This is a genomic window from Streptomyces sp. NPDC088707 (assembly GCF_044752725.1).
GTDB lineage: Bacteria > Actinomycetota > Actinomycetes > Streptomycetales > Streptomycetaceae > Streptomyces.
In genome coordinates, this window is record NZ_JBIVLV010000019.1 from 67,112 (window position 1) to 75,684 (window position 8,573).

General features: G+C 73.1%; 9 protein-coding genes and 1 rRNA gene. 7 read left to right on the forward strand and 3 right to left on the reverse strand.

Translation table 11 applies throughout. The features are described 5' to 3' along the window. The first annotated feature begins 5 nt into the window (after positions 1-5). Together ACIP84_RS37420 and ACIP84_RS37425 are read left to right on the forward strand one after the other, a co-directional pair. Positions 6-1,406: an ATP-binding protein gene (locus ACIP84_RS37420; protein ID WP_355964341.1), complete on the forward strand. Its 1,401-nt coding sequence runs from the start codon at positions 6-8 to the stop codon at positions 1,404-1,406. Beyond that, positions 1,407-3,023 carry a type VI secretion protein gene (locus tag ACIP84_RS37425; RefSeq protein WP_401804609.1) on the forward strand — a complete coding sequence of 539 codons (1,617 nt, stop codon included), beginning with the start codon at positions 1,407-1,409 and terminating at the stop codon, positions 3,021-3,023. Between the two features lie 79 nt (positions 3,024-3,102). On the opposite strand, the gene ACIP84_RS37430 is transcribed toward ACIP84_RS37425, so the two are convergent. After that, a complete protein-coding gene (locus ACIP84_RS37430) occupies positions 3,103-3,582 on the reverse strand; it encodes a MarR family transcriptional regulator (RefSeq protein WP_073911780.1) in 480 nt (159 codons plus the stop codon). Between the two features lie 99 nt (positions 3,583-3,681). On the opposite strand from ACIP84_RS37430, the gene ACIP84_RS37435 reads away from it, so the two are divergent. Beyond that, positions 3,682-4,038 carry an HGxxPAAW family protein gene (locus ACIP84_RS37435; RefSeq protein WP_401804613.1) on the forward strand — a complete coding sequence of 119 codons (357 nt, stop codon included), beginning with the start codon at positions 3,682-3,684 and terminating at the stop codon, positions 4,036-4,038. A 56-nt stretch (positions 4,039-4,094) separates the two neighbouring features. Here the strand turns inward: ACIP84_RS37435 and ACIP84_RS37440 are convergent, their stop codons facing one another. Next, complete coding sequence (locus ACIP84_RS37440) at positions 4,095-4,652, reverse strand: GNAT family N-acetyltransferase (protein WP_401804616.1); 558 nt, start codon at positions 4,650-4,652, stop codon at positions 4,095-4,097. A 136-nt stretch (positions 4,653-4,788) separates the two neighbouring features. On the opposite strand from ACIP84_RS37440, the gene ACIP84_RS37445 reads away from it, so the two are divergent. The 4 genes from ACIP84_RS37445 to ACIP84_RS37460 are packed head-to-tail and all read left to right on the forward strand — an operon-like array spanning position 4,789 to position 8,408. Further along, the gene (locus ACIP84_RS37445; RefSeq protein ID WP_401804618.1) at positions 4,789-5,691 is read left to right on the forward strand and encodes an ABC transporter ATP-binding protein; all 903 of its coding nucleotides are present in this window, start codon (positions 4,789-4,791) and stop codon (positions 5,689-5,691) included. After that, the gene (locus tag ACIP84_RS37450; RefSeq protein WP_401804621.1) at positions 5,688-6,494 is read left to right on the forward strand and encodes an ABC transporter permease; all 807 of its coding nucleotides are present in this window, start codon (positions 5,688-5,690) and stop codon (positions 6,492-6,494) included. The genes ACIP84_RS37445 and ACIP84_RS37450 overlap by 4 nt, the downstream gene beginning before the upstream one ends. Positions 6,495-6,507: 13 nt before the next feature. Next, positions 6,508-7,740: a sensor histidine kinase gene (locus ACIP84_RS37455; protein WP_401804624.1), complete on the forward strand. Its 1,233-nt coding sequence runs from the start codon at positions 6,508-6,510 to the stop codon at positions 7,738-7,740. Then, entirely contained in the window at positions 7,737-8,408 is a 672-nt protein-coding gene (locus ACIP84_RS37460) for a response regulator (RefSeq protein WP_401804626.1), read from the forward strand. The genes ACIP84_RS37455 and ACIP84_RS37460 overlap by 4 nt, the downstream gene beginning before the upstream one ends. A gap of 74 nt (positions 8,409-8,482) precedes the next feature. Here the strand turns inward: ACIP84_RS37460 and rrf are convergent. After that, a 5S ribosomal RNA gene (gene rrf / locus ACIP84_RS37465) occupies positions 8,483-8,573 on the reverse strand; the annotation flags it as partial.

Here is an 8,573-nt window from a genome sequence, read left to right on the forward strand (position 1 = left end):
GACCCATGCGAGATCCGCTGTCCGTCCTCACCGACGCCTTCACCGCCTTCGTCTTCGGCAAGGTGGAGACGACCCGTCTGCCCGTCCGCACCTCCACCGGGCAGGCCCAGGCCGTCTACCTGCCGACCGCCGCCCCCGGCCTCGGCGACTCCGGCGTCATCATCGGCCGCGAGGTCTACAGCGGCAAGGGGTACATCTACGACCCCTTCCAGCTGTACGGGCAGCAGCTCCCCGCCCCCCACTGGCTGGTCCTCGGCGAGTCCGGCAACGGCAAGTCGGCGCTGGAGAAGACGTACGTGCTCCGCCAGCTGCGCTTCCGCGACCGGCAGGTCGTCGTCCTCGACGCGCAGGGCGAGGACGGCGTCGGCGAATGGAACCTCATCGCGCAGGAGCTGGGGATAACCCCCATCCGCCTGGACCCCATGGTCGCCAACGACTCCGGGATCCGCCTCAACCCGCTCGACCCGTCGATCACCACGACCGGCCAGCTCGCCCTGCTCCGGACGATCATCGAGGTGGCGATGGGGCACGGCCTCGACGAGCGCTCCGGCTTCGCGCTCAAGGTCGCCCACGCGCACGTCGTCGAGCACACCACCCACCGCCAGCCGATCCTCACCGACATCGTGGAGCGGCTCCGCCACCCCGAGGCGGAATCCGCCGAGGCGATGAACGTCGACATAGACGATGTACGGGCCTGGGGCCTGGACGTCGCGCTCGTCCTCGACCGGCTGGTCGACGGTGACCTGCGGGGCATGTTCGACGGACCGACGACCGTCGGCATCGACCTCGACGCGCCCCTGATCGTCTTCGACCTCTCCCACATCGACCGCAACTCCATCGCCATGCCGATCCTCATGGCGATCGTCGGCGTCTGGCTGGAGCACACCTGGATCCGCCCCGACCGGAAGAAGCGCATCTTCCTCGTCGAGGAGGCCTGGCACATCATCAACAGCCCCTTCGTGGCGCAGCTGTTCCAGCGGCTGCTCAAGTTCGGCCGCCGTCTCGGCCTGTCCTTCGTCGCCGTCGTCCACCACCTCTCCGACGTCGTCGACGGAGCGGCGGCGAAGGAGGCGGCGGCGATCCTCAAGATGGCCTCCACCCGGACGATCTACGCCCAGAAGGCCGACGAGGCACGCAACACGGGCCGGGTCCTCGGCCTGCCCCGCTGGGCGGTCGAGATCATCCCGACCCTCACGCCCGGCATCGCGGTCTGGGACGTCAACGGCAACGTGCAGGTGGTCAAACACCTCATCACCGAACGAGAACGCCCGCTGGTCTACACGGACCGCGCCATGACGGAGGCCTCGGCCCCGTCGGGTGACCCGGACCTCGAATGGGAGACGGAGCAGCGCGCGATCCTCATCGAGCAGCAGATGAACGGCACTTCGCAGTCGACGGTGGCATAGGTGGAGACGGTGCGGAAGGGCGGGGGAGGGGTCTCCGACGGGCTGCTGCTCAGCCTGTTCGGCCTCCTTCTGTGCCTCACGGTCCTGGTGTGGACGGCGACCGGCCTTGCCGGTCTCCTCTCCCACGGCGCCTGGCCGCAGGGCGTCGCCTTCACGGGCACGCCCTCGGCCGTGCGCTCCCTGGTCACGGCCCCGACGGACCTCGCGGCGGCCTGGCCGGCCACCCCGCAGGGCGAGCTCTCCGGGTACGGCCTGTTCTGGGGCCTGCTGATCGGCGAGGCGATGATCCTCTTCGTCCTCGCGATCTTCGCTCTGGGCACCCTGGCCCGCTGGCGAGCGGTGCGCGCCAACAAGAGGGCGGGGGTGTACGGGAGGGACGGGGAGCCGGTACGGGGCACCCGCGAGCCGGCGTACGAGAAGTCGGCGTACGAGAAGTCGGCGTACGACGAGCCCCCGTACGGAAAGCACGCGTACGACGAGCCCGTCCACGAGAAGCCCGTACGGGGTGCGCCCGCCCCTGACGAGCCCGTACGCGACCCCGCTCCCCCGGCCCCCCGCCGCCCGGCCGCGACGCACGTACCGGAGCCGCCGACGGCCCCGATCCCGCCCACGGCCCCGGCGCCGCCGGCCCCCGTCCCCGCCCCGGCCGCGGCACCCGTCCCGGCGACGGCCCCCGTCCCCGCCCCCGCGGGCCCCGGCCGTACGTTCTACGGCCCCCCGGACGCCCGCCGTCCCGCAGCCGTCCAGGCCGTCCAGGACGCCGAGGGCCCGGTCCTGGTCGTCACCTCCGACCCCGCCCTCTGGTCCGCGACCAAGGACGCGCGCGGCAAGCTCGGCCCGGTCCTCGTCCACGACCCCGGCCATCTGTGCGACACGCCCGCGCGGCTCCACTGGTCGCCGTCCGAGCGCTGCGAGGACCCGGCCGTGGCCGCCGAGCGGGCGGTCGCCCTGCTGGCGCCGGTCCGTCCGCACTCCCGGCTGGACGCGGCCACCGCGGACACCGCGGAAACGCTCCTGCGCTGCTGGCTGCACGCGGCCGCCGTGGACGGACGCCCGTTCCGTCAGGTCCACCGCTGGGCGCAGGGCACGGGCGCCCACGAGCCGGTACGGATCCTCCGGAGCCACCCGAAGGCGGCCTCCGGCCACGCGGGACTGCTCGAATCGGCGCTCACCGCGCACCCGGAAAGCCGCCGTATGGCACAGGAACTGACGGCCCGTGCGCTGGCGTCCCTCTCCTCGGTCCACATCCGGGAGACCTGCACCCCGAATCGAACGGATTCGCTGGCGCTGGCATCTTTCCTCCCCGAAGGGGGCACCCTCTACGTGGTGGGGGAACCGATCGAGGATCCCCGCACCCACCCCGGCGCGATGCCGCTCCTGACGGCGCTCGCCGCAAGCGTGGTCGAGCACGGCCGCCGCATGGCCGCACGGTCATCCGACGGTCGGCTCGACCCACCAATGACCCTCGTCCTGGACGACGTCGCCGCGGTGGCCCCGCTCCCCCAGCTCCCGGAGCTCCTCGCCGCCGGCCACACCCTGGGCCTCCCGACCCTGGCCCTGATGCGCTCGCCCGAGCAGGCCCGCACCAGGTGGCCGGAAACCTCCCTGAGCCGCTGAGGGCCCCGGCCCGCTCCCGGGTCAGAGGGCCCGCCCGCGCGTCAGAGGGCGCGGCCCCGGATCAGAGGGCACCCCGAGTTCAGAGGGCGCGGCCGCGCAGGGAGTGCAGATGCGCGCGGGCGGCCTCGGCGGCATGGGTGAACCAGTCGGCGATGACCGCGGTCTCCTCCGGGGTGTACCGGGCGAAGACCTCCTCCAGGCGGGCGTAGAACGGCTGGTACAGCGCGACGACCCGTGCGGCCGCGTCCGGGTCCGCGACCACCCGTACCCGCCGCCGGTCGGCCGGGTCCGGGGCCCGGCGGGCGTATCCGGCCTTCTCCAGCCGGTTGAGCACACCGGTCACGGCCCCCGTGGTGAGGTTGGCGCGCTCCGCCAGGTCCCCGGCCGACAGCGGGTCCTCGCCGGCGCCGAGCACGTGCCCGAGACAGGTCAGGTCGGTCACGTTGAGGCCGAGGGCCTGGGCGACCTCCTGCTGGCCGATGAGGCCCAGGGCCACGTACGCGTCCATCCGATGAATCGCCTCGCCGACGGTGGCCGGGGGACGGCTCTTGCCCTCCACGCGAAGACTCCTTAGCATCTAAGTTACTTAGCTCGTGAGATAAACCATCCCACCGATGCCTTCATCCTGCCTGCCCCGACACCCCCACAGGGAGCATCCATGAGTGCCCACGGCCACGTCGACCTCGGCCACACCCTGGCCGGCTGGACCGGAACCACCCTCGCCGGACTGGGCTCCGCCGTCGCCGGAGCCGGAATCTGCCTGGACCGCACCTGGGCCCTGTGGCTCGGCGCGGCCCTGGCCGTCCTCGCCGCCGCCGTGACCTGGGCCCTCCACCTGGCCGGCTGGGGCAAGCCCTCCGGCCCCCGCCCCGCCGCCCAGTGGGACTGGCGGGTCCGCGACGCCGGTGCCCGCCACGGCCACCCCGACTGCCTCGGCTGCCGCCTCGCGGGCCGCACCGTCACGGCCACCGCCCGGACGCGGGCGCGGCCCGAACCGGCCCCCGCCCACCCCTGACCCGCCGTGGTCCCCGCGCTGACCCCCGCCGTGATCCCGGCCCCGCCACCGACGGCCTAGGAAGCCCGCCGCACCTCGTACTCGACCTCCATCGCCGTGGCATGCCCCGGAACGGCCACCCGGTCCCCCGTCGGCACGAAGCCGAACCGGCGGTAGAAGGCCGCGGCCCGCGCGTTGTCCTCGTGGACGTAGAGCCGCACCCGCTCGACCGGCTCCGCGAGCGACCACGACCACTCGACGCCCGCACGGAACAGCGCGTCGATCACACCCTTCCCCCGCACCTCGGGCCGTACGTAGACACCCACGATGTGGGTCTGGTCGACCTTCGCCGGCTCACCGAAGCGCACCTCGTCCGACGGCCGCTCCACCAGGAGCGTGATCGTGCCGACCCACGTCCCGTCCGGTGCCTCGGCCACGAACTGCCGCACGTTCCCGCCGCCCGCCTCGGACGCCCCCTCGGCACGCTCCTGCCAGAACGAGTCCGGGCGCTGCACGGAGGCCTCGTACGTCTCGAGGAACGCGAGATGGGCGACCGGGTCGCGCAGGGCAGCGAGACGGAGCTCGCGAGCCCGCTCCCACTCGTCCGCGCGGATGACACGTATCGAAAAGTCCATGAGCCCGATCCTCCGGGCGACCACACACCCCTGACAAGGGCTTTTCGCTCCCGTCGTACCCCGGTACTACGCCGCCGCCCCACCTCCCGCCCCAGGTCGGACGAACGCCCGCCGCCCGCTCCCTAGCGTCGTCGGCATGATCCGAGCAGAGAACCTCACCAAGCGGTACGGGGACACCACCGTCGTCCAGGACCTCAGCTTCACCGTCCGGCCGGGCGCCGTCACCGGCTTCCTCGGCCCCAACGGCGCCGGAAAGTCCACCACTCTCCGCATGATCCTCGGCCTCGACGCCCCCACCCGCGGCCACGCCACCGTCGACGGCCGCCCGTACGCCCGGCACGGCGCCCCGCTCACCCGCGTCGGCGCCCTCCTCGAAGCCCGCTCCGTGCACCCCGGCCGCTCCGCCCGCCACCACCTCACGGCCCTCGCCCTCACCCACGGCATCCCGCGCCCCCGCGTCGACCACGTCCTCACCGTCACCGGCCTCACCCATGTGGCCGACAAGCGCGTGAAGGGCTTCTCCCTCGGCATGGGCCAGCGCCTCGGCATCGCCGCCGCGCTCCTCGGCGACCCGGCCGCCGTCGTCCTCGACGAACCGGTCAACGGCCTCGACCCCGAAGGCGTGCTCTGGATCCGCACCCTCCTCAAGTCCCTCGCCGCCGAAGGCCGTACCGTCCTCGTCTCCTCCCACCTGATGAGCGAGATGGCCCTCACCGCCGACCACCTGATCGTCATCGGCAAGGGCCGGCTCCTCGCCGACACCACCGTCGACGAACTCGTCCGCACCTCCGGCGGAGCCTCCGTCAAGGTCGTCACCCCGGAGGCCGCCCGGCTACGGAACCTGCTCCCCTGCGCGGCCATCACCCTGGAGGCCCCCGACACCCTCCTCGTCACCGGCCCGGACGCACCGGAGATCGGCCGCACGGCCGCCGCCCACGGCCTCCCCCTCCATGAACTGACCCCTCAGGCCGCCTCCCTGGAGCAGGCGTTCATGGCCCTCACCCACGACTCCGTCGAATACCAGGGAGCCCCCGCATGAGCACCCCGACCATCCCCCGGACCGTCACCCCGGCCGTCACCCCGCGACTCACCCACGCGCGCGTACTCCGCTCCGAGTGGCACAAACTGTGGACCGTCCGCTCGACCTGGATCACCGTCCTCACCGCCACGGCGCTCGTCCTCGGCGTCGGCATCCTCATGGGCGCCACCTACACCTCCGACGGCGGCGACTCCGACGTCGACACCGTCGTCCTCACCCTCTACGGCAGCCAGCTCGGCGCCGTCGCCCTCGCCGTCCTCGGCATCCTGGTCACGGCCGGCGAGTACGCGACGGGCATGATCCGCGCCTCCCTCACCGCCGTCCCCGGCCGCATCCCCGTCCTGGGGGCCAAAGCCGCCGTCTACACCGGCGTGGTCCTCACCCTCACCCTCGTCACCAACCTGCTGACCTTCCTCACCGCCCAGGTCCTCCTCTCCGACACCGACCAGGCCGCCTCCCTCACCGACGACGGCGTCCTCGCCGCCCTCGCGGGCAACGCCGCCGGGATCACCCTCCTCGGCCTGATCGCCCTCGGCCTCGGCGCGACCCTCCGCTCCGTACCCGGCGCGATCGGCGCCTTCGTCGGCGGGGTGATGATCCTGCCCGAGGTCATCGGGATGCTCCCGTACGAGGCGATGGAGACGGCCGTCCGGTACTTCCCCACCCAGGCCGCCGGCGCCCTCGGCTCGGCCACCCCGCTCCCGGGCGCGGCCTCCCCCGGCGCCGCCCTCCTCGCCCTGCTCCTGTGGGCGGCCGCGACGCTCGCCGTCCCGACCGTGCTGCTCAAGCGCCGGGACGTATGAGGATGATGACCGGGTGACCACGGAAGCGACCGCGACGACGGGCCTCAGCCGCTCCCTCCAGCGACTGCTCGCACGAGCCCGGGCGTTCGACGCCCGCCGACCCCGGCTGTGGGACGCCACGCTGACGCTCCTCTGGACGGCGGCGGCCCTGGTGGACGCGGGGGGCGGCTGGCGGAACACCGCCCCCGACCCGTCCGTCCCCGCGTGGCTCGTGGTCACCCTGAGCCTCGGCCTCTCCCTGCCGCTGTACCGGCGCCGCCGGAACCCCCTGGCCGTCCTCGCCGTGATGGCCTGCGCGGCGCTGGTCAGCGCCGCCTCGGGCGCCTTCCTCCAGGCCGGCTACCTCCAGCTGATCCCGCTCTTCCACATCGCCCTCACCCGCCCGCCCCGCGCCCTCCTGTGGGCCTCCGCCCTGCTCGTGCCGCCCCTCCTGACGGGGGCGGTCCGCTTCCCCCGCGGGAGCTGGGACCAGCACGTCGTCCCCACCCTGTGGGCGTACGCGCTCGTCGCCCTCCTCGGCGTCGCGGTCCGCTCCCGCAAGGACCACACGGCGGCGCTCGTCGACCGGGCCCGCCGCCTGGAGATCGAACGCGACCAGGAGGTACGGCTCGCGGCGGCGGCCGAACGGACCCGGATCGCCCGCGAGATGCACGACATCATCGGCCACAACCTCTCGGTCATCACGGGCCTCGCGGACGGCGGCCGGTACGCGGCCGCGAAGAACCCCGAGCGCGCCGCCCAGGCCCTCGACGCCATCGGCACGACGAGCCGCGAGGCCCTCGCCGAACTCCGCCGCCTGCTCGGCGTCCTGAGCGACGACGATCAGGCGGCGGCGCGGGACCCCCAGCCCACCCTCGCCGACCTCGACACCCTGATCACCGGCGTACGGAAGGCGGGCCTGCCGGTCCGGCTCGACCGGGACGGCTCCGCCGACCACCCGCTCACCCCGGGCGCCCAGCTGACGGTCTACCGGGTGGTCCAGGAAGCCCTGACGAACGTCCTGAAGCACGCGGGCGAGGGCGCGAAGGCGACCGTCCTCCTCACCCACGCTCCCCAGGAGGTACGGGCGGAGATCACGAACACGGGCCCGGCCGTCCCAGCGCCCCCACCGTCCGGTCAGGGCCAGGGACTTACCGGGATGCGGGAGCGCGCGGCCCTCTACGACGGCACACTCGATACCGGCCCGCTGCCGACCGGCGGCTGGCACGTCAGACTCCGACTCCCCCGGGAGGGCTCTCCCTCGTGACGACCGTTCTCATCGCGGACGACCAGCCGATGCAACGTTTCGGCTTCCGCATGCTCCTCGAGAGCCAGGACGACTTGACCGTCGTCGGAGAGGCCTCCAACGGCACCGAGGCGATCCGGCTGGTCGACCGTCACCACCCCGATGTCGTCCTGATGGACATCCGGATGCCCGGCCTGGACGGCATCGAGGCGACCCGCCGCATCGTCTCCACGGGCGACCGCACTCGGATCCTGATCGTCACGACCTTCGACCTCGACGAGTACGCGTACGACGGCCTCCGCGCCGGCGCCAGCGGCTTCCTGGTGAAGGACGCCCAGCCGGAGGAACTCCTTGCCGGCATCCGCGCGGTCGCGAGCGGCGACGCGGTCGTCGCCCCGAGCCTCACCCGCCGCCTCCTGGACGCCTACATCCACCACCTGCCGACCTCGTCCCCCACGGCTGAACCGAGACCGGAGGACCCGCGCCTCGCGGCTCTCACGGACCGGGAACGCGAGATCCTCACGGTCATCGGCCAGGGCTGGACGAACACGGAGATCGCCGAGCGCCTGCACCTCGCGGAGTCGACGGTGAAGACCCACGTCGGCCGCATCCTGGCGAAGACGGGCGCCCGTGACCGCGTCCAGGCGGTGATCCTGGCGTACGACACCCAACTCGTCGCGCCGGCCTGAACGGGCCCGTCGAAAAGGCCCCGGAACGCAGAAAAGCCCCGCACCATAAGGTGCGGGGCTTTCCCACAATGATTGTTCGGCGGCGTCCTACTCTCCCACAGGGTCCCCCCTGCAGTACCATCGGCGCTGAAAGGCTTAGCTTCCGGGTTCGGAATGTAACCGGGC